Here is a 19,880-nt window from a genome sequence, read left to right on the forward strand (position 1 = left end):
CACATGGAACTGATCAATCTCACCATGATCTGGGCGCTGATCATCGGCTTCGGCATCATGATGTACATCCTGATGGATGGCTTCGATCTCGGGGTCGGCATCCTCTATCCCTTCGCCCCGGATGAACACGCTCGTGACGTGATGATGAACTCGGTCGCGCCCGTCTGGGACGGCAATGAAACCTGGCTGGTGCTGGGCGGGGCCGGCTTGCTGGCGGCGTTTCCGGCGGTGTACTCCATTTTGCTGCCGGCATTGTACCTTGGGGTCTTCCTGATGCTGGCCGGGCTGATCTTCCGGGGTATCGCGTTTGAATTCCGCTTCAAGTCCACGCGCAATCGGCACTGGTGGAATGTCGCCTTCAGTGGCGGTTCCTACGTGGCGACCTTCTGTCAGGGCGTGGTGGTCGGGGCCTATATCCAGGGCTTTGCCACTGAAGGCCACATCTATGTGGGCGGTGCCTTTGACTGGCTGACCCCCTTCACGGTGATCACCGGGCTTGCGCTGGTGGCAGGTTACGCTCTGCTGGGCGCCACCTGGACCATTCTGAAAAGTGAAGGCGAGGTTCAGGCATGGGCCTATCGCATCACGCCCAAGTTGCTGATCGCCGTGCTGGTCGGCTTCGCGGTCATCAGCCTCTATACCCCGTTCGTCGATGAATACGTGCGGGAGCGCTGGTTCAATCATATCGGCATGTTCTGGGTCTTCCCGGTGCTGGCACTGTGCTGCGCAGCCTTCCTCTGGCGTGCCGTCAGCAAGCGCCTAGAAGGCCAGCCCTTCGTCGCCACCCTGGGACTGTTCCTGTTCACCTATCTGGGGCTGATCTTCAGCAAGTGGCCGTATCTGGTGCCGCCGGACATCACCATCTGGGATGCTGCGTCAGACCCGGGTGCGCAGCTGTTCCTGCTGATCGGTGTACTGTTCGTGATTCCCATCGTGCTGGGCTATACCGCCTGGAGTTATTGGGTCTTCCGCGGCAAGGTGCAGGACGGTGGCTATCACTGATCTCACGCAGGGGGCAGCGCAGAATCCCCCGACCAGCGTCGCTGGCAGTGACACGGCGCGTGCAAGCGTCAGCGCCGACAATGTCACAGGCAAGGAGCGTGACAAGGCCAGGCGCAAGGCCGCTGGCAAGTGGCTCACCCAACAGGCGACGCGCGAGCGTCGCCTGTTGGGTATGGCAGCGCTGTGCGGCGCATTGGCGGGGCTGGCAACGGTCGCGCAACTGGTGCTGCTGGCCTGGCTGGTCGCCCAGGTGATAGAGCAGCCCGAGTCGCTGGCCCGCCTGTGGTGGCCGTTCACGGGTCTGATCGCGCTGCTGGTGGTACGCGCCTTGCTGGGTGCCGCACAGGAGCTTTGCGCGCAGAAGGCCAGTCAGCGACTGCGCCAGCGGGTGCGTCGTGATGTGCTCGATCACCTGCAGGCGCTGGGGCCGGTGCGGGCAGCGCAGTTCCATGGTGCCGAAGTGGCGCAGCGCTGGGTCGAGCAGGTCGAGGCGCTGGAAGGCTACTTTGCGCGTTTCTACGTGCAGCTGCGCCTGGTGTTGATCAGCCCTCTGGTGATTCTGGCCATCGTGGTCAGTCAGGACTGGCTGGCGGCGATTCTGCTCGCGCTGACCGCGCCGCTGATCCCGCTGTTCATGGCGCTGGTCGGCATGGGGGCCGAGTCGCTCAATCGCGAGCAATTCGTCGCGGTCGCGCGCCTCTCACGCCACTTCGTCGATCGGGTGCGGGGGATCACCACGCTGCGCCTGTTCGGCCTGGGCGAGCAGGCCACGCGTGAGGTCACGTTGGTCTCCGATGATTATCGCCGCCGCAGTCTGCGCACGTTGCGCCTCGCCTTCCTCTCATCAGCGGTACTGGAGTTCTTCTCGTCGGTGTCGATCGCGGTGGTCGCGATCTATATCGGCTTCGGTCTGCTGGGCGACATTCCCTTCGGGCCCGCCCAGTCGCTGACCCTGTTCAGCGGGCTGCTGATCCTGCTGCTGGCGCCGGAATTTTTCCAGCCGCTGCGCACCCTGTCACAGCACTATCATGATCGCGCCTCGGCCTTGGCCGCCGCGGACTCGCTGCTGGAGCTGCTCGACACGCCCATCGCGCCGGCGCGTCAGGCCTCCACGATGGCGTCGGCCAGTGTCTCGCTGCCCGACGATGTGATGTTGCAATTGGAGGCCGTCACGCTGACGCATCCCGGACGGGGCAGGGTGCTTGGCCCGCTGGATCTCACCTTGAAGGCCCACGAGGTGCTGGTGATCAGCGGCCCGTCCGGGGCCGGCAAGTCATCGCTGTTGCAACTGATTGCAGGATTCGTGGCACCCGATGAAGGCCGCTGTCGTCGCCATGCGGCCACACGTCTTGCTTGGATGGATCAACGCCCGCTGCTGATGCAGGGCAGTCTGGCCGACAACCTGCGTATCACCGCGCCAGACGCCAGTGATGACGCGATCGCGCAGGCGCTGTCGCGCGCAGGCCTTGGCGAGGTGCTGGCCGCCTTGCCGCAGGGCATCGACAGCCCGTTGGGCGAAGGCGGGCGTGGGCTGTCCGGCGGCCAGGCTCAGCGTCTGGCGTTGGCGCGGGTCTTCTTGAGCGATGCGCCGCTGGTGTTGCTCGATGAGCCGACTGCAAGTCTGGACGCCGACACCGAACAGCGCCTGATCGCCGGTTTCCAGGCGTTGGCCGAAGAAGGCCGTACGCTGGTCATCGCCACTCACCATCCGGCCTTGAGGGTCATGGCGACGCGCCAGCTGTGCCTGACCCGTGATGGAGTCGTTGGCACCACTGGAGAGAAACAGGATTCTGGGGAGGGCGCATCATGATCGGGCCCGCTCGCACTCCCTCGACGCGCGAGGCATTGGCCGCGCTGGCGCCCTGGGGGCGGGTGCATGAGCGCTATCGGCGTCGACTGCTTCTGGGCGTGGTGCTGATGACAATGACCGCGCTGTCGGCACTTGGACTGCTGGCGGTCTCGGGGTGGTTCATCACGGCGTCGGCCCTGACGGGGGCGGCGCTGGCTGCCGGAGCCGTTGCGGTGCTGGATGTCTACACGCCGGGCAGCGCGATTCGCCTGTTTGCCGTTTCGCGCACCGTCTCGCGCTATCTGGAGCGACTCTACAATCACGACACCATCCTGCGACTGCTGGCCAGCCTGCGCGGCAGTGCCTTTGCCTCGCTGGTCAGCATGGACCCCGCGCGGCTGTCATCCCGGCGTTCCAGTGACTGGCTCAATCGTCTGACCGCGGATATCGACACCCTCGATGCGCTCTATCTGCGTCTGGCGGCGCCTCCGGTGATGGCCTTGCTGCTGATTGTGGCGCTGCTGGGCATCACACTCGTGTGGCTGCCGGGCGCGACGCCGTGGCTGGCGCTCTTGCTGTTGACTGGCTGGGCGTGGCTGACACTCGGGCAGGCGCGCTGGGGGCTGGTGGCCAGCCGTCGGCGTGTGACCACTCTCGAGGCGTTGCGCTCCAGCCTGATGGAGGCATTGCGCGGGCATGCCGAACTCGAGGCCTACGCGGCGCTTGGGCATGTGCGTGAGCAGCTTGAGGCGGTGGAAGCGCGTCTGCTGGCGGACCAATGGCGGCTGGCGGTCATCAGTGCCGTCGGCAATGCGCTGGCCGTGCTGGTGATCGGACTCGCCTGGTTGCTGTTGCTGGCGATGGGCATGCTCGCTCTGCGTGATGACCAGCTCAGCGGACCGATGATGGTGATGCTGCCGCTTGCGGCGATGGCGCTGGGTGAGGGACTGGCGGGGCTGCCGGCGGCCTTCAGTCAGGCCGGAGCGACGCTTGGCGCCGCGGAGCGCCTTAATGATATCGAGCACGCCGCGGGTGTTGTGCATGGCGATGCTCGTCTGTCAGCGGGGCCGATCAGCGTGACGCTGGAGCAAGTCAGCTACCGTTATCCGGGCGCCTTGTTCGCTGCATTTTCAACCCTCTCGCTCACTGTCGAGGCCGGTGAGCAGGTCGCGATCTGTGGCGCCTCCGGGGCTGGCAAGTCGACGCTGGCGGCGCTGCTGACCGGGCAGACCAGCCTGGCCTCCCGCGGCCTGCAGAGCGGACCAGATGAAGAGCCGAGCGGGGGTACTGAAGAGAAGCGAGGTGAAGAGCAGAGCGGGCGGGTATTGCTCAATGGCCAGGAGGTACATCAGTACGCGCCGCTGGCGATTGCCGATGGCGTCGGTTGCCTCACTCAGCAGGTCGATCTGTTCGATGCCAGTCTGGCTGACAACCTGCGACTGGGGGCCGCTGACGCCGATGATGCCGCGCTATGGCAGGTGCTTGACGCGGTGGATCTCGCCGATTGGGTCGCGAGTCTGCCGCAGGGGCTGGCAACGCGTGTCGGCGAGGGCGGTCGTCAGGTATCGGGTGGTCAGGCCCGACGCATCAGTCTGGCGCGCCTGGCGTTGACCAACCCCGGCCTCGTGCTGCTGGATGAGCCTTTCTCGGGGCTGGATGCCACGACAGCGCAACGCGTCGCGCAGGGGCTGGCTGACTGGCTGGCGGGGAGGACGGTGATCTATCTGCTGCATGAGCAGGATCTCGAGGCGCCACGCCCCGGCACCGAGGCCGTGACTCGCGTCTGGTGGCTGGATCGCTGAGCACCCTTCGGGATCCAATCAAGGCAGGGTGGAAATGCGAAAAAGCCTCCCGGGCAGAGTGACCGGGAGGCTTTCTTGTCACTGGAACCGTCGATCAGGCCTAGCCAATCAGTTCAGTCGATCGGTGACAGTCGATCAAATGCCAGACCATCAGTCCCAGTCGGGCGCGATGTCCGGGTTGGCGATTCGCTCGCCGCGGTCCAGCTCGGCAATCTTGGCCATATCCTCGCCGGTCAGAGTCAGAGAGAAGGCTTCGAAGTTGCTGCGAATGTTCTTGGGCTTGGTGGAGGACGGGAAGGTCACGATGTCCTGCATCTTCAGCCACGCCAGAGCGATCTGAGCCGGGCTGACACCGTGGCGGTCCGCGATGATCTTGAGGGTCTCGTCATCCATCACCTTGCCGACGGCCAGCGGCATGAAGGCGCTGACTTCCAGCCCCAGCTCCTGACACTTGTCGAGCACCTTGCGGTTCTGGAGGAAGGGATGCACCTCGACCTGATTGGTCAGCAGCGCATCTCGGCCCAGAATGCCGACGGCGCGTTCCATCTGCTCGCAGGTGAAGTTGGAGATGCCGATATGGCGCGTCTTCCCTTCGGCCTTCATCTTGGCGAGCGCTGGCAGGTAATCCTCCATGGCGACTTCGTCATTGGGCGACGGCCAGTGGATCAACAATAGGTCGACGTAATCCATCTTGAGCTTCTCGAGGCTTTCCTCGACGCTCTTTTCCAGGTCACCAGGCTGGAGGCGGTCGTACCAGATCTTGGTGGTGACGAACAGCTCGCTGCGCGGGATGCCGCTGTCGGCGAGCACCTGTCCCACTTCGGCTTCGTTGCCGTAGAACTGAGCGGTATCGAAATGACGATAACCGGCGTCTAGCGCCGCCTTCATGCTCTCACGCAGGGTGTCGCCTTCCAGACGGAAGGTGCCAAAGCCGGGATTCGGTAGGGTAGTCGACATGCGGTAACTCCTGTTGACCTCCCCGCCGAGTGCGGCGGGGACGTTTCCATGTGTTGTGTCGTGTTTACTGGGGCTGTGAAACTGGCGCGACAATGGCGTGCTTACGCATCAGTCATGTGCCGGTTGCGCAACAATCCTGCGCCGCCCGCCATGCGCCTCATTCGTTGGCCGTGATCACGAATTTCAGGGCGCGACGCTCACCACTCTTCAGCTCGGCGAGGCAGTCCGGCAGCGCCGTGAACGGTTCGATGCAGGGCGCCGGCTGGTTCAGGGAGCCATCGGCGATCGCTTCCAGAAGGCCTTCCCCTGCTGCGACCAGGCGTGCCCAGTCCTCGTCGTCACCCGCCCAGTGAAGTGCCCCGAGTGCGACTTCGTGCTGCGAAATGGCGCGATCGAAGGCCGGCGCGGCCGCCTGCTCCAGACGGTCCTGGATACAGACGATATGGCCGTTGGCCCCCAGGTGGCGGGTCATCTTGCGGGCGTGATCCCCATTGACGGTATCGATCACGGCGTAGACCGGAGCGTCCAGCTGCTCGGCGTCCGTCAGGGTCTCGTCGGCGCCCAGCGCCTTGAGGTCCGCGTGGCGCTTCTCGGAGGCGGCGGCGATGACATGGAAGTCGCGCTGTCGGGCCAGCTGGATCAGCCAGCGGCCCACGCTGCCGGAGGCGCCGGTGATCAGCAGGCGTCGCCCGGCCTTGACGGGCAGCTTGTCGATGGCAAGCCAGGCGGTCAGTGCCGGGCACGGGAAGGCGGCGGCGTCATTGAAGCCCAGGGTGACGGGCAGACGCATCACGGCGCGCGCAGGCACACGCAGGCGTTTGCTGAAGGTGCCCGGCCCCGCCAGGGTGGTGTGGACCGCGATGCGATCGCCCGGCGATACGTGGCGAACATTGGCACCGCAGGCGATCACCTCGCCGGAGGCATCGACGCCGGGAATCTGGCCGGCTTGCCACAGCTCGCTGTCCATCGCCATGAACTTCCAGTCGACGGGGTTGAGGCCGATGGCACGCGTGGCGACCAGTACCTCATCGTCTCCCGGCGCACCGATGTCCACCTCTAACTGCTCGAGCGCCTCAGGCTCGCCCGGGCCTTGCCATACCCAGGCGGGTGCCCGGGTGGCGCTGTGACTGATATCTTGCGGGGTGGTGGTTTCCGTGGAATCTGACATGGGATCTCCTTGCAAACGTGAACGGTGAATCCTTTCCGCCATGGCGGGGCCTGATCAGTGTGATCCGTCACCCCTCATGAAAAGTGCGGCAGCACCTCACGGCCCAGTTCCTCGAGAGTTTCCGTGAGCGGGCGGCGATTGCGACGCAGATGGAAGCCGATGTGATTCACCCCGGCATCCTGCATGGCCGACAGTTCTTCCATGAGGGCAAGGCGGCCACTCGACAACCCGAAGCGATGACGACGCACCGGGGCGTGCGGATCTTCTTCCAGATTGAGGTGGATGAAACTGACGTAGGGTTTGTCACCGGCGACCTGACGCCAGAGCGCCACGCGGCGGATGTGGTCCTCCGGCGTGCCCGGGTAGGCCAGCCAGCCGTCCATCTCGCGACCGATCCACTCGGGCGTCTGCTGGGAGAGCCCGGCACTCAACAGCGGCGGACGCGTCGCGGCAGGCAGGATGGCTTGGCCTTCGCTCAGGGCGTCGTCCGCCTGGCCCTTGATGACGTCCACCGCGTGACGGAAGACGGCACCACGGGTCGCGAACTCCTCACCGAACAGCGGGTATTCCGCCGGACGGTCGCCACTGGCGATGCCCAGCAGCAGGCGGTCTTCGCTCAGGGCCTGCACGCTGGCGGCGGCCTTTCTCACCAGCCACGGCTGGCGCAGCGGCAGCACCGCGGCGGCGGTACCCAGCAGCAGGTTGTCGGTGTGACTGGCCAGATAGCCCAGGTAGGTGAACAGCTCGAAGACCTGACCGGCATCGCCGAAGGCGGGGTCGAACAGTGGCACGTCACGCAACCAGGCGGCACGGAAGCCGAGCCTGTCGACCTGTTTGATCAGCTCGGCATGGGCGCGCATGTCAGGCACGCCGAAGGGCGTGGAGGGGGCTCTGTCAGTGCGGACCCAATCATTGTCGAGGGGCAGTTCGACGCCCAGGGTCAGGGGGCCTTGAGTGAGACGATCCAGCGGGCGGGTCGGGGAGATCATGATGGAGTCCTTCAGCAAGCAGGTGGGTAGACGACGGTGCCCCCGAGCCAGCAGGCTGAGCTGTCGGAATCGGGGGCACGTCGTGATGGCGGGAGGCTTCGCGGCGGATCAGGCGGTCGCGATGGAAGAGGCGTGACGCTTGTCGAGGCGACCGGCCAGCAGGGTCAGCAGCAGGGCGGCGGTGACGATCAGCGCGCCGATCCAGGCGGTGTCGGTCAGTGCCATCCCGGAGACCACCTGGCCACCGACGATGGAGCCCAGTGCGATGCCGATGTTGAAGGCGGCGATGTTGAGGCCGGAGGCCACATCAACGGCCTGCGGCACGAAGCGTTCGGCCTGCTGCACGACGTAGACCTGCAGGCCCGGCACGTTGCCGAAGGCGAAGGCACCCCAGATCAGGATGGTGATCACGGCGGTGATCGGGTTGGCGGCAGTGAAGGTCAGCACGCCGAGGATGACGATAAGGCCACCGAAGATCAGGGTCAGGGCGCGGATCGGGCCCATGCGGTCAGCCAGCTTGCCGCCTTGGATGTTGCCGATGGCGACCGAGACGCCGTAGACCAGCATGATTAGACTGATGGCGCCTTCATTGAAGCCACTGACGTCCTGCAGCAGCGGGGCCAGATAGGTGAAGGCCGTGAAGGTGCCGCCGTAGCCGAGAATGGTGATCAGGTAGACCAGCAGCAGGCGCGGATGGGTCAAAACCTTGAGCTGTTGGGCGAAGGTGGCCGGTACGTTCTTCTTGAGATTGTTGGGCACCAGGATGGCGCTGCCGATCAATGCCAGCACGCCTAGGAGCGAGACCACGAGGAAGGTGGCGCGCCAGCCGAAGTGCTGACCGATCCAGGTGCCCAGCGGCACGCCGGTGACCAGTGCCACGGTCAGGCCGGTGAACATGATGGCGATCGCACTGGCTTCCTTGTCCTTGCTCACCAGGCTTGTCGCGATGGTGGAGCCGATGGAGAAGAAGACCCCGTGGGCCAGGCCAGTCAGGATGCGCGCCGTGATCAGCGAGCCATAGCTGGGTGCCTGCCAGGCCAGCAGGTTGCCGGCGATGAACAGTGCCATCAGTCCCAGCAGTACCAGCTTGCGATTGAAGCGGCCGGTCATGGCGGTCAGCACGGGGGCGCCGATGGCGACACCGACGGCATACAGACTGACCAGCAGGCCAGCGGAAGGCAGAGAGACGCTCAGGTCCTGAGCGATGGTGGGCACCAGTCCGACGATCACGAACTCGGTGGTCCCGATGGCAAAGGCGCTCAATGTCAGCGCCAGCAGGGCAAGGGGCATGGCAGTTCTCCATCAGCAATGGGTGGGTCTTGGATGCTGTGCAGTCTGCCGTCAGAAACCTTTGTGATAAACGCAAGAAATGATGAAAGACTTTTGCAGTTTTTGTGAAGATTCCCGATGACGGCGCCCTTTCCCCCATCCTTGCAGCACCTGTCCCTGTCAGCTTGTGACGTCATCTCGATCTCATGCCAGATGGCGCCACAGGGTGACTCAACAGCGTCATTCAACAGGGCGACTCGACAGGGGGACGCGACAGGGCGACTCAACCGGGTGACTCAACAGCGGGATTCACCAGGGTGACTCCACAGGGCGGGGCGCAGCGGCTACACTGCGCGCCGAGAATTTTCATTCACTCCCTGTTCACATTGGAGATCGTCTTGGCCGCGCCTGACACCCCGTCTTCCTCTCAGCCTGATGCCCGGACTGCAGAGACTCCCTGTTCCTTGCCGCGCCTCGTCATGCCCTCGACCTGGCGGGGCTGGAGCCTGCTGGTGATCTTCCTGCTGCTGGTCGTGATGGGTATCTGGCCGGTGATCGGCTGGATCAACCAGCAGACCCTGTTGTGGGGCATGCCGTCCTTGATCATCTGGAGTTACCTGATCATCTTCGCCTGCAGTGGCGCGATGTTGCTGGGCAATTGCCTGTTGCGCCGTCGCCGCGACGACGACCCGCTGACGAAAGGCCCGTTGACCCGGGGCTCGCTGGCGAAAGAGACGGAGGCACCGCGTGATTGATCCGCATGCCTTTTCGTCTATGCATGACAGCGTGCCCTTGCTGGTCACCCTGGGCTATATCGCTCTCGCCATGGCCATCGGTCTCGGCGCGCGGGGCGGCCGGTGCATGGACACGCTGGAGCAGTGGGGAGTCGCCGGGCGCTCGATGGGGCCCGTGACGCTCTATCTGTTGATCGCCGCCGGCAGCGTCAGTGCCTATACCTTCATGGGCGCGCCGGGCTGGGCCTACAGCAAGGGCGTGCCGGTGTTCTATGTCGCCATCTATCTGGCCTATCTGGCGCTGGTGGCCTGGTACTTCGGCCCCAAGGTGTGGAAGTTCGGCGAGCAGTTCGGGCATGTCACCCAGGCAAGCGCAATCGCGGACCGCTATCAGAGCCCTCTGCTGGGCGCGCTGTCGGCGCTGGTGATGTCGATTGCCTCCATCGCCTATGCGGTCCTGCAGACCATCGGCTCGGCCTACATCCTGCTGGTGATGAGCGGCGGGCGCATTCCGCTCTGGGCTGGCGTGTTGCTGGTGCTCAGCGCAATCGCCGTCTATCTGTTCGTCAGCGGCCAGCGCGCCATCGGGCGCACCAATGCCTTCCAGGGCGTGTTGATGCTGGTCGTTGCCTGGGTGATCGGCCTCTGGGCGGCCTATCTCTCCACAGGCGAATGGGGATTCAGTGGCGTGTTCACGCGTCTTGAGGCCAGTCACCCGGAGTATCTGCGTCTGCCCGGCGCCGGCGGCGACATGAGCTTCAGCTTCTGGACCACCTCGATCATCGTCTCGATGCTGTCCTTCATGCCGCCGGTATGGACGCAATGGATGAGTGCCGCCTCCGCCGGCACCATCCGTCGCAGTGCCAGCTGGCTGCCGACCTACTATGTGGTGATCCTGCCGCTGGTGGTGGTCGGGTTCATCGGTATCTACAGCCTGCCGGAGCTCGAGCGCGCCGACACCGTGGTGCTCGAATACGCGATGGCCAACATGCCGGTCTGGCTGGTAGGCCTGTTGGGTGCGGGCACGCTGGCGGCCTCGATGTCCTCAAGCGAGCCCTTCATTCATTCGGTGGCCCTGAGCCTGAGCCGTGATGTGCTGCAGCCGGGCCTCAAGCTTGATGACCAACACGCTGGCAAGCTGGCGCGCTGGCTGATCTTCCCGGTGATGTTCCTGATCGTGGCACCCTTGGCGATCTGGGAGCCGGGCAATCTGGTGATGATCCTCTTGATCGGGCTGGGCTTTGCCTCTCAGGTCTTGCCGGCATTTCTGGGCATGTTCTTCTGGCCGCGTGCCTCGGCGGCAGGTGTCATCAGCGGCATCAGTGCCGGCTTCGTGGTCACGGTGCTGTTTACCGTCGTATGGCCGCACCCGCTGGGCCTGCATGCCGGTTTCTGGGGGTTGATGCTCAACCTGCCGGTCTTCGTGCTGGTGTCATTGCTGACCCGGCCGGTGGATGAGGCGGTGACGTTGCGCTTCTTCCGCATCGCCGCTCCCTGGAGCCTCAAGCGCTGACGTTGAGCAGGGAAGCTCGCGAGCTGAGTGATGTCGGGGGCATCACTCAGCTGATAACCGAGCGTTTGACTCGACCAAATAGTTGTCTGAAATATCTTGACAGACTCCGCGCATGGCGAGGTTGTGAACGATTGTCACGTTTGTATCTGATTGCTTAACGATCTGAATCGCCACACCTAGAATGAGTTCATTGATCGTCACTCCTCTTGGAGGGGATGTTAATGAATGACCTGATGGTGCAGGTGGACCAACAGATACAGCATAAGGGCGGTCTAGGAGTGCGTTTCCCGGTCGAGATTGAGGCCCGCTTCGAGCAGGATAATCATCAGGCTCGTAGTCATAAGCTCGCCTTGATGGGGTCGGTGGCGATAGGTATCTATGTGTTGTTTCTGTTTAATGACTGGTATTTGCGCCCGGACTACATGCGGGAAGCCATCGTCATTCGCGTCGGGGTCATGACACCCATCACCTTGGTCGGCCTCTACGTGCTTAAGCGTGGCGTTTCACCGATTATGCGTGAGATGTTGATGACTGGGCTCATATGCCTCGCGATGATTTTGACTGCCTTGTTGCTTCAGTTGTCAGCTTCTGCGCATTCATTCCTCGACCTGTTCGCACTCGGTCTTATCGTGCTGGTGGGCAATGTCCTATTTCAGCTGCGCTTTTTGTATGCCCTGTGCTCCTCGATCTTTCATTTCAGCGTGATGCTGTATCTGGTTACCACGCATCCCACGCCTTCCGATTCGGCGGGCTTGATGGCCTTCATGGTGTTCTTTTCCATTACTCTGTTTTCGATCATTTCCAATCTACGCAGTGAAAAGGCCGAGCGTCTTGCCTACCTGTTGCTGCTCCGAGAGCAGCTCAGGGTCGAGGAGTTCACTGAAAAGAGTGAAGAGTTTCGGCGTCTGGCATCGATCGACCCCTTGACCGAAGTCTATAACCGGCGTCACTTTGACAGTCTCGTGAACTCCCTGCTCGGCAAGCAGGCCGACAGTCGACTCCAGTACGCGGTGGCCATGATCGATGTCGACCATTTCAAGGCCTACAACGACCACTACGGCCACGTGAAAGGGGACCAGTGCCTCAAGCGTATCGCGACGGCCATCTCTGAAAGTGTGCACCCCGATGTCGATATCGTGGCGCGTTTCGGGGGTGAGGAGTTCGTGGTGCTACTTCCATTTTGTACATCACAGCAGGCACTGGCTCGCGCAGAAGAGATTTGCCGTCATGTTCGCGACCTGGCGCTTTCGCACGCGGGGAATTCACGCCACGATATTGCCACCGTCAGTATCGGGGTTTCTGCCACAGGCACCGGCCAGAACTGCAGCTTCGAGACCATCCTGAAGCAGGCGGATGAGGCGCTTTATCGTGCCAAGGCCTCGGGGCGAGATCGCTGCGAGCTGTTTGATCAGCAGAATCAGCCAGCGCTAGGCCCAGCCTTCGCCGGCTAGCATCGTGGTGGTTTCGTAGTGGTGTTGTGGAGTCTTGGCGTAAGCCCATGGGGGCGTGCGCTCATATTTCTTGCAACAACCCCAGCTGCTGGCGAAGCCACGGCAACATGATCTGCTCTGCCTGATGCGCCCGCGCCCCGGGGTAGACCAGATAGAATCCTGGCCCTGATCCGGCAGACCACGCAGGGTGACCAGTTGTCCCTTCGCGATGCCTTCCGCCGCCATCAGGCGCGGTGTCAGCGCGATACCTTGATCCGCCAGAGCGACATCGATCGCGAGACTGGTGCGATTGACCCAGAGGCGATCGGCCTTCTCAAGCCCCGAGAAGTGCGCCGCAAAGGTATGCAACCCCTGATGGCTGTCCTCGATCAATACGCACCCGCGCATATCGAGCCTATCCAGTCGCTCGCCCAGCTGTTCCGGGTAGCCGAGACTGCAGACGGTGATATGTTCAAGCCCCGTCAACCATATCGCCTTGAGTCCGGCGTCATGCTGGCCAGAGCCCTGGCGGATGGGGAGATCGATCCCGTCCTGATGCAGATTTGAAAGTCCCTCGCTTGCGTGTACCCGCAGTTGCCATTCGGGGTGTGCGTGGCGAAAGCTTGCCAGACGGGGCATCAGCCACTTGGCGGCAAAGGAAGGCGATACGTCCATTGCAGGGTTGTGTCAGCGGGGGCATGGCTGGCATCGCGCACGGCCTTTATCAGATGGGGATTGCCACTCTGCTGCTGCTCGATGTCATCGATCTTGAGGGTATCCTAGCGCTGAGCAACGATTGCGTTGCTTTGACCGGGCTGGTAGTCGGCCTCGAGACCTCGAATCACTCGGCGCGATGATCAACACCTGGGATCACGACTGAGGCCGCAGCAGAGAAGCACGACTGAGCATCGCAACTGCATCTCGCGATAGTTACGGAGAATGATCGAACGCCTGATGCTGCACCCTGCCTGTGAGCGGGGTGCAGCATCATGTTTCATCCGGTGTGACCTGTCTCACTCCTGTGCCACTTACCTCGAATGCCTGACACGGGTAAGGTTGAGGTAAATGGCCACAGGTTGATGAAATTTGCCTCATGTCTGAACCGCAGCCCGACCCCTCTGAATCCTCCGGGCTTTCAGAACAGTCCACGCCATCCCGCATGCCTCCTCTAGCGTCGGCGACGGAGCCCCTCTCTGCGCCGTATCCGCGCCCGGATTCACCGCCGCTGCTGGCACCGGGGGCCGCCGAGTACACGCTGAATGTCTGGTTGGTGCCGCGCTTCTCGATGTTGACGTTGTTCTGCCTGCTGGAACCGCTACGGGTCGCCAATCGCTTCGGACGGCCGCTGTTCGCCTGGCGCCTGCTGTCCAGTGATGGCGAGGCTGTCGTGGCCAGCAATGGCGTGCGCATCGACGTCGATGGTGCCTTGTCGTCTCTAGTCGATGAGCCGTCGTCGGGTGGCCAGAGTGGGGCGCAGACGCGCTTGATGGTGGTGTCATCCTACGGACCGGAAGTCAGCGTCGGCAGCCAGGCGCGTGGCGTGATTCGTCATCTGGCAGCCCATGGCGCCTGGCTGGGAGGCTTGGATACCGCCCCCTTCATTCTGGCGCGCGCCGGGGTGCTCGCCGGTCATCGGGTCGCCCTGCACTGGGAGAGCGTGCCGGCCTTTCGCGAGGAATTCCCTCAACTCGAGATCAGTCAGGCCGACTATGAATGGCAGGGCGAGCGGCTGACGGGGTCTGGCGGCGCGGCCAGTATCGACATGATGCTGGCGTGGATCGAGTTTCTGTACGGGCCGTCGCTGGCGGACGCCGTCGAGCGGCAGTTGGTGCATCAGCGCGGGCATCTGGCGTCGCCTGCTGCTGCCAGCACTCGAGACGATTCGCTGCCACGCAGTGTGGTCAAGGCGCTGGCCGTGATGGAGGCCAATCTTGCCCAGGTGCTCTCGATCCCCGACATCTGCCGTCTGGTCGGCCAATCCCAGCGCCAGTTGACGCGTCTGTTCATGGCGCATTTTGAGGAAACGCCCAAGCAGCGCTATCTCGGCATGCGCCTGGATCATGCGCGGTGCGTATTGGCCGACAGCAGTCGCAGCGTTTCCCAGGCGGCTCTCGGCGTCGGATTCACGCATCTGGCGCACTTCTCGCGTGCCTATCGTCAGCGATTCGGTGAGCCGCCCAGCGCGACCGCTCGCTGTGGTCAGGCCACGCCCTGAGGCGGGTCATTATCCTCCGCCCCTCAAGGCGGCGCGGATGACGTCGAGGGCACAAAAAGAGCCGCAAAAGGGAGTATGATCGCGCCGCTGCGCCGAAACGCCATCGCAGCAGACGACTTGGCAGAAGAGGCCATCACGGTTCGCGACAAGCATATACGCCATTGTTTCATGCGCACGCCAGCGCACTGCAGGAGGCTTCACGAGAATGAACTGGATAACCTGGCTAGACCTGGCCGGTGTGATGATCTTTGCCCTGACCGGTGTCGTCGTGGCGTGCCGTTCACGCATGGACCCGATCGGCATGCTGGTGCTGGGCGCCGTGACCGGTATCGGCGGCGGTACGCTGCGTGATCTCGTGCTGGGAATCGGCCCGGTGTTCTGGGTCGAGCAGCCGATCTATCTGTGGGTCATCCTGTTGACGGTGCTGGTGGCGACGCTCGGCTTTCATTATATCCATCGCCTGACGCGGGTTTTCCTGCCGGTCACCGATGCCTTCGGGTTGGCGTTGTTTACGGTGTTAGGCGCACACAAGGCGCGCATGCTGGGCGTGGATGGCATAGTGGCTGTCTTGATGGGCACCATGAGCGGCGTGGCGGGTGGCATGATCCGCGATGTGCTCGCACGTCGTGTACCGATGGTGCTGCGTCAGGAAATCTATGCCTCCGCGTCGCTGGCGGGTGGCATTCTCTATATCGTGCTTCTCGAGGCTGGCGTTGGCCTGGCGTGGGCCACCGGTGCTGCCATCGTGCTGATACTGGCGATTCGCCTGCCGGCGATCTATTGGCATCTGACCTTGCCGACCTTTGCCTGGGTGATCATTTCGCCTCCTCCGCTGGCTTCGCAGCCCGCAGTTCATGGGCATGGCCCATCCCTATCGGGGGGAGAGGGCAATGGCTCCGCATCTGACGATAGGGTCGATGGTACGACGGTTGAGAAAGGTGGGGATTCGCTCGCACCAATCGAGGACAAGCCTTCCCGGCGCTCGGAATTCGCGACGACGCTGGGCGGCTCGATCGGCACCAGCGATGTTTCCCCTTCGGATCAGTTGGAGACGCCTCCTGCGCCACCTTCATTGCCGCGGCGCACGCCCAAGGCTCGGGTAAGAATGCTGCGGCCCGGTGAGCGTCGGCGTGGCGGGTTCTAGGCGATATCCTTTTGCTGGGTGATTTTGTCGGCAAGCAATATTGCAGAAGCGATCCTGATGCGGATGATTATTGTGATTTCTGCAAAGATGCATGGGACCATGCATCTTGCACTTTCAAGGAGATCACAGCATGCGCAGCCGTTCGGATGACCTCGAGTTGCTACTGGCCGTGGTGGATAGCGGAGGCTTCAGCGCCGCTGCCAACCGACTGAATATTCCGGTGGCCAAGGTGTCGCGCGCTATCCAGCGCCTGGAAGGTGAGTTGGAAACGCCGCTGTTGAATCGCACCACACGCAGCGTGGCACTGACGGATGAAGGGCGCGGCTTTGTCGAGCGCGTGCGCAAGGGGCTGCAGCTGCTTGGCAGTGCTGAAGAAGCCTTGCTGCAGCAGCGCGATCAGCCCAGCGGGCGGCTGCGCGTCGATGCCGCGAGCCCTTTCGTGCTGCATCAGTTGGTGCCATTGGTCGCGGAGTTCTCCCGTTACTATCCCGGCATCGCGCTGGAGCTGTCAGCGGCCGATGACATCATCAACCTGCTGGAGCAGCGTACCGATGTGGCCATCCGTATCGGCGAGCTGGATGACTCCACACTGCATGCCAAGGTGCTGGGCCGCTCCACGTTGCATCTGGTCGCAAGCCCCGCCTATCTGGCCGAGCATGGCGTGCCGTCCAGTGTCGCGGCGCTGCATGCCCATCAGTTGCTGGGTTTTCTGCCCCCCAGTCGCCTCAATCGCTGGCCGCTCAAGGGGGTACCACAGGGCTTTGACACGACCCCTCATCTGCCGACCACCAGTGGCGAAGTCATGCGTCAGCTGTGCCTGGCGGGACATGGTATCGCGCTGATCTCGCGCTTCATGCTGGGCAATGACCTCAAGACCGGCGCTCTGGTGGAAGTGTTGCCCGGGCAGGTCCAGAGTCCCAATCCCCGCGAGCAGATCCATGCGGTCTATTACCGCAACAGCACGCTGTCACCGCGTATCAGCGCCTTCGTCGAGTTTCTCGCCACCCGCCTGACGCTGTGAGTGGCTGATGTCTGGCGCCCCAGACTTGCCCTGACAACAGTGGGTAGAGGGGCGTTGATTTGTCCTGACACAGAGTTTTAACGATTATCCCGCTCCAGAAACATGGCAGTGGAGTCGGGCTGATTTAAATAAAGTTTATAATATCTTGATGAAATCTGTTTATTGACGCATGTTGCATGGCGTATTTTACGGGCAATAGCGATATATTGGGCTGACAAGGATGTAATCAGCGCTTCAGGGACGAGCAGATGATAGCCAAGGAAAAAGAGACCTACAGTGGCGACGATGAGCGCGCCAGGTACGGTCACCGCCAGGAAGAGGATGTGGCCTTCCATCTACGGCGTGCCTTCGGGGACGACCCCGAGGTCGTGATCTTCAATGATCTGAGACTGAAACACGGTGAGGAGAATGCTCAGATTGATCATCTGGTCATGCATCCATTCGGCTTCATCATCATCGAGTCGAAAAGCATCACTGGTGAAGTCAGGGTCAATGCGGCAGGTGAATGGCAGCGCAGCTATCGGGGCAATTGGTCTGGGCTCAAGTCACCATTGCGTCAGGCGGAATTGCAGCAGGATATTCTCAAGCGCCTGTTGATCGAGAATCGCGCTCGTTTGATGAACAAGACCCTGGGGTTGCAAGGCGGCTTTGCCGGTCGACAATGGAAAGTACTGTGCGCTGTCTCGAGCAATGCCATCGTGCACCGTGACGACATGGCCAAGGGGGTCTCGGCTCAGGTGGTGAAGCCGGAGTTTCTCCACGAACAGGTCAGTGGTCTGATCGGGGCGCGTTCGATGGTCAAGCGTGCCTTGCTGTTCGATACCCGTCCGGAGTTCACCAAGGATGAGCTTGAACGTGTCAGCGAGTTCCTGCTCAAGCAGGACGCTCGTTCGCGTCGCGCACATGCCGTCGAGACCGTCCGTAGCGAGGTGAGTTGGCGCCCGCAGCCGGTAGCGAAGACGCCAGACGCCGCTGGCAGTGTCGCGAGTCGCTGGGCGATCAATGAGGGTAGTATCCGCGAATCTGACGGCAAAGCCCTCGCCAGCAAGGCCCTCGGTAACAAAGATTTCGGTAACAATGGCGTGAGCTACAGTACTCATGGCAGCAATGGGCGTGGCGAACAGGAGCGTGGCAGCCAGGAACGCTGTAAAAAGAGGCAGGGAGGCGATTCGAGTGCAGTGGCAGTTGCCATCCCCGCTGCTGCGGCAGTCAATGAGGTGAAGGCAAGCGCCGAGAGCGTCGCTCTGCCCAAAGCCGAACCCGGAGCCGAAACATCAGCGCCGTCAGCCGAGGCACCTGTCGGGTCGCCAGTGCCTGAAGCGTGTCTGGCCTCGCCACAGTTGAGCGAGCATCTCGACAGAATCACCGCACGCCTCAAGGCTTCCGCCGTCCCGCAAGTGCCACAGGCCGTGCGTGTCCAGTGCCAGAAGTGTCAGGAAAAAGATGCACTGCTGGGGCGTTATGGCCCCTACGGCTACTACGTCAAATGCCAGGTCTGCAACGCCAACACATCACTCAAGCAGCGCTGTCCTGCCTGTGAGCATCAGAGCGTACGCTTGAGCAAGTCCGGGGCGGTCTACTCGGGGCATTGCCCGCAATGTGAGCACGAGTTCGTGATATTCCGACAGCCCGATTGATGTGGTGCCTTGCAGAAAGACAACGGCAGAACGACGACGACAGCATGACAGCGGCAGCCCTCGGGCTGCCGTCTTGCGTATTGCGGCCATGGAACTCGCATTGGCGGCTTCATTCCTTCCGAGCGGCTGCTGCCTGGCCTTCCAGCCAGTCGATCACCAGCGGCCAGTGGCTGTCTCGATGCTGGCGGCGAAAGAACCCCATATGCCCGATGGGCCCCGTAGCGTGTTGGCGTGGGTCGATCTGATGGCGCTCCAATGTGGCTTGCGTGAAATAGCCGGTCAGCAGATCAATGCCGGGGGCCGTCGCCCAGGGGTCATCGTCAAAGCCCAATACCAGCAACGGCTGGGTGACTCTGGCGAAACGGCGCTCGGCCTGCATGGAGGGATCATCGAAGAAGTAGCGTGGCAGGCTGGTCCAGCGACTCCACTCAAGGGCGACGCCGCGGGGCAGGTTCTCGCCGATGCCGAGTCGCCGCCCCGGCACATAGCCCAGGGTGCGCGATGTCAGTGGACCGATCACCTTGAGCAGGGCCGTGACCCGAAGGCGTTCGCCAAGCGGCTTGATGAAGTGCAGGCAGCCTGCGTGGGAGGCGACCAGCGCCGCGGCACTCAGCAGGCGGCTCGAGTCACTCAGGCCCACGGCGTGACCACCGATGCTGTGGCCCACTGCCAGAAGCGGCAACTCTGGCCAGCGCTGTGCGGCCCAGCGGGTCACGCCCTCGACATCCTGATCGATCCAGGTGGACATGCTGGCGGCGAAACCACGCAGTGTGGGAGGCGCCGAGCGGCCGATGCCGCGATAGTCGTAGCGCACCACATGGAATCCGCGGCTGGCCAGCGCCTGCGCGAAGGCGCGATAGATGGACTGCGGCACGCCAGTGGCGGGGTGGAGAAGGACGACGCCCTTTGCGCTGGCGGGATGCAGGTCAGGCTCATGCACGCTCGCCGCGAGGCGATAGCCGTCTGCCGCCGCAATCTCGCACTCGTATTCACCATCTGAGCGGGTGGGTTGTTGTGCCGTGACGTGATCCTGTGGCGCTGTTGAAAGCGCACTGGCAGTAGCGGGGCAGGTATCCGGCAAGCGTTCGGTCATGGCGATCAGGTCTCTTTTTTATTTTGGGCTGGGCTTGTCAGGGGGGTGGTCAGCTAAAATTCAAACGTTTGTTTGTTGTCAGTATCGTTCAGTCATCCTGAAAGTGTCCAGCAGGGG

General features: G+C 62.7%; 15 protein-coding genes and 1 pseudogene. 10 read left to right on the forward strand and 6 right to left on the reverse strand.

All coding sequences use genetic code 11. The features are described 5' to 3' along the window. Positions 1-3: 3 nt before the first annotated feature. Genes cydB through QQF40_RS08110 form a run of 3 tightly spaced genes read left to right on the forward strand, consistent with a single transcriptional unit; the run spans position 4 to position 4,593 of the window. Positions 4-1,002 (forward strand): cytochrome d ubiquinol oxidase subunit II, encoded by a 999-nt coding sequence (cydB, locus tag QQF40_RS08100; protein WP_285461005.1) that lies wholly within the window; start codon positions 4-6, stop codon positions 1,000-1,002. Next, positions 989-2,812, forward strand: coding sequence for a thiol reductant ABC exporter subunit CydD (gene cydD / locus QQF40_RS08105; protein ID WP_285461006.1), 1,824 nt, complete (start codon positions 989-991; stop codon positions 2,810-2,812). Before cydB ends, cydD begins: the two co-directional genes overlap by 14 nt. Further along, on the forward strand, positions 2,809-4,593 hold the full coding sequence (locus tag QQF40_RS08110; RefSeq protein WP_285461007.1) for an amino acid ABC transporter ATP-binding/permease protein: 1,785 nt from the start codon (positions 2,809-2,811) through the stop codon (positions 4,591-4,593). The genes cydD and QQF40_RS08110 overlap by 4 nt, the downstream gene beginning before the upstream one ends. Positions 4,594-4,743: 150 nt before the next feature. Here the strand turns inward: QQF40_RS08110 and dkgB are convergent, their stop codons facing one another. The 4 genes from dkgB to QQF40_RS08130 form a co-directional block, all read right to left on the reverse strand. Next, the gene (gene dkgB / locus QQF40_RS08115; RefSeq protein WP_285461008.1) at positions 4,744-5,550 is read right to left on the reverse strand and encodes a 2,5-didehydrogluconate reductase DkgB; all 807 of its coding nucleotides are present in this window, start codon (positions 5,548-5,550) and stop codon (positions 4,744-4,746) included. A gap of 157 nt (positions 5,551-5,707) precedes the next feature. Then, positions 5,708-6,718 carry an alcohol dehydrogenase catalytic domain-containing protein gene (locus QQF40_RS08120; RefSeq protein ID WP_285461009.1) on the reverse strand — a complete coding sequence of 337 codons (1,011 nt, stop codon included), beginning with the start codon at positions 6,716-6,718 and terminating at the stop codon, positions 5,708-5,710. 74 nt (positions 6,719-6,792) lie between these two features. Beyond that, positions 6,793-7,707, reverse strand: a complete 915-nt coding sequence (locus QQF40_RS08125; RefSeq protein ID WP_285461010.1) for a TIGR03571 family LLM class oxidoreductase — start codon at positions 7,705-7,707, stop codon at positions 6,793-6,795. Between the two features lie 108 nt (positions 7,708-7,815). Beyond that, the gene (locus tag QQF40_RS08130; protein ID WP_285461011.1) at positions 7,816-8,997 is read right to left on the reverse strand and encodes an MFS transporter; all 1,182 of its coding nucleotides are present in this window, start codon (positions 8,995-8,997) and stop codon (positions 7,816-7,818) included. A gap of 458 nt (positions 8,998-9,455) precedes the next feature. Here QQF40_RS08130 and QQF40_RS08135 point away from each other — a divergent pair, with 458 nt between their 5' ends. The 3 genes from QQF40_RS08135 (at position 9,456) to QQF40_RS08145 (ending at position 12,674) form a co-directional block, all read left to right on the forward strand. After that, a complete protein-coding gene (locus QQF40_RS08135) occupies positions 9,456-9,731 on the forward strand; it encodes a hypothetical protein (protein WP_285461012.1) in 276 nt (91 codons plus the stop codon). Between the two features lie 19 nt (positions 9,732-9,750). Beyond that, complete coding sequence (locus QQF40_RS08140) at positions 9,751-11,223, forward strand: sodium:solute symporter family protein (protein ID WP_285461102.1); 1,473 nt, start codon at positions 9,751-9,753, stop codon at positions 11,221-11,223. Between the two features lie 221 nt (positions 11,224-11,444). Further along, positions 11,445-12,674, forward strand: coding sequence for a GGDEF domain-containing protein (locus QQF40_RS08145; RefSeq protein ID WP_285461013.1), 1,230 nt, complete (start codon positions 11,445-11,447; stop codon positions 12,672-12,674). Here the strand turns inward: QQF40_RS08145 and QQF40_RS08150 are convergent. Continuing rightward, positions 12,651-13,328, reverse strand: a complete 678-nt coding sequence (locus QQF40_RS08150; protein WP_285461014.1) for a LysR substrate-binding domain-containing protein — start codon at positions 13,326-13,328, stop codon at positions 12,651-12,653. The genes QQF40_RS08145 and QQF40_RS08150 overlap by 24 nt on opposite strands. A 484-nt stretch (positions 13,329-13,812) precedes the next feature. On the opposite strand from QQF40_RS08150, the gene QQF40_RS08155 reads away from it, so the two are divergent. The 4 genes and pseudogenes from QQF40_RS08155 (at position 13,813) to QQF40_RS08170 (ending at position 18,670) form a co-directional block, all read left to right on the forward strand. Then, positions 13,813-14,868, forward strand: a complete 1,056-nt coding sequence (locus tag QQF40_RS08155) for a GlxA family transcriptional regulator (protein WP_285461103.1) — start codon at positions 13,813-13,815, stop codon at positions 14,866-14,868. A 205-nt stretch (positions 14,869-15,073) separates the two neighbouring features. Next, positions 15,074-15,697, forward strand: a pseudogene (locus QQF40_RS08160) (trimeric intracellular cation channel family protein); the annotation flags it as partial. 445 nt (positions 15,698-16,142) lie between these two features. Continuing rightward, the gene (locus QQF40_RS08165) at positions 16,143-17,033 is read left to right on the forward strand and encodes a LysR family transcriptional regulator (protein WP_285461015.1); all 891 of its coding nucleotides are present in this window, start codon (positions 16,143-16,145) and stop codon (positions 17,031-17,033) included. A 248-nt stretch (positions 17,034-17,281) separates the two neighbouring features. Next, on the forward strand, positions 17,282-18,670 hold the full coding sequence (locus tag QQF40_RS08170) for a nuclease-related domain-containing protein (RefSeq protein ID WP_285461016.1): 1,389 nt from the start codon (positions 17,282-17,284) through the stop codon (positions 18,668-18,670). Between the two features lie 109 nt (positions 18,671-18,779). Here QQF40_RS08170 and QQF40_RS08175 read toward each other — a convergent pair whose 3' ends face one another. Further along, positions 18,780-19,763: an alpha/beta hydrolase family protein gene (locus QQF40_RS08175; protein ID WP_285461017.1), complete on the reverse strand. Its 984-nt coding sequence runs from the start codon at positions 19,761-19,763 to the stop codon at positions 18,780-18,782. Positions 19,764-19,880 lie beyond the last annotated feature (117 nt).

The organism is Cobetia sp. LC6 (assembly GCF_030264805.1).
Classification (GTDB): Bacteria; Pseudomonadota; Gammaproteobacteria; order Pseudomonadales; family Halomonadaceae; genus Cobetia.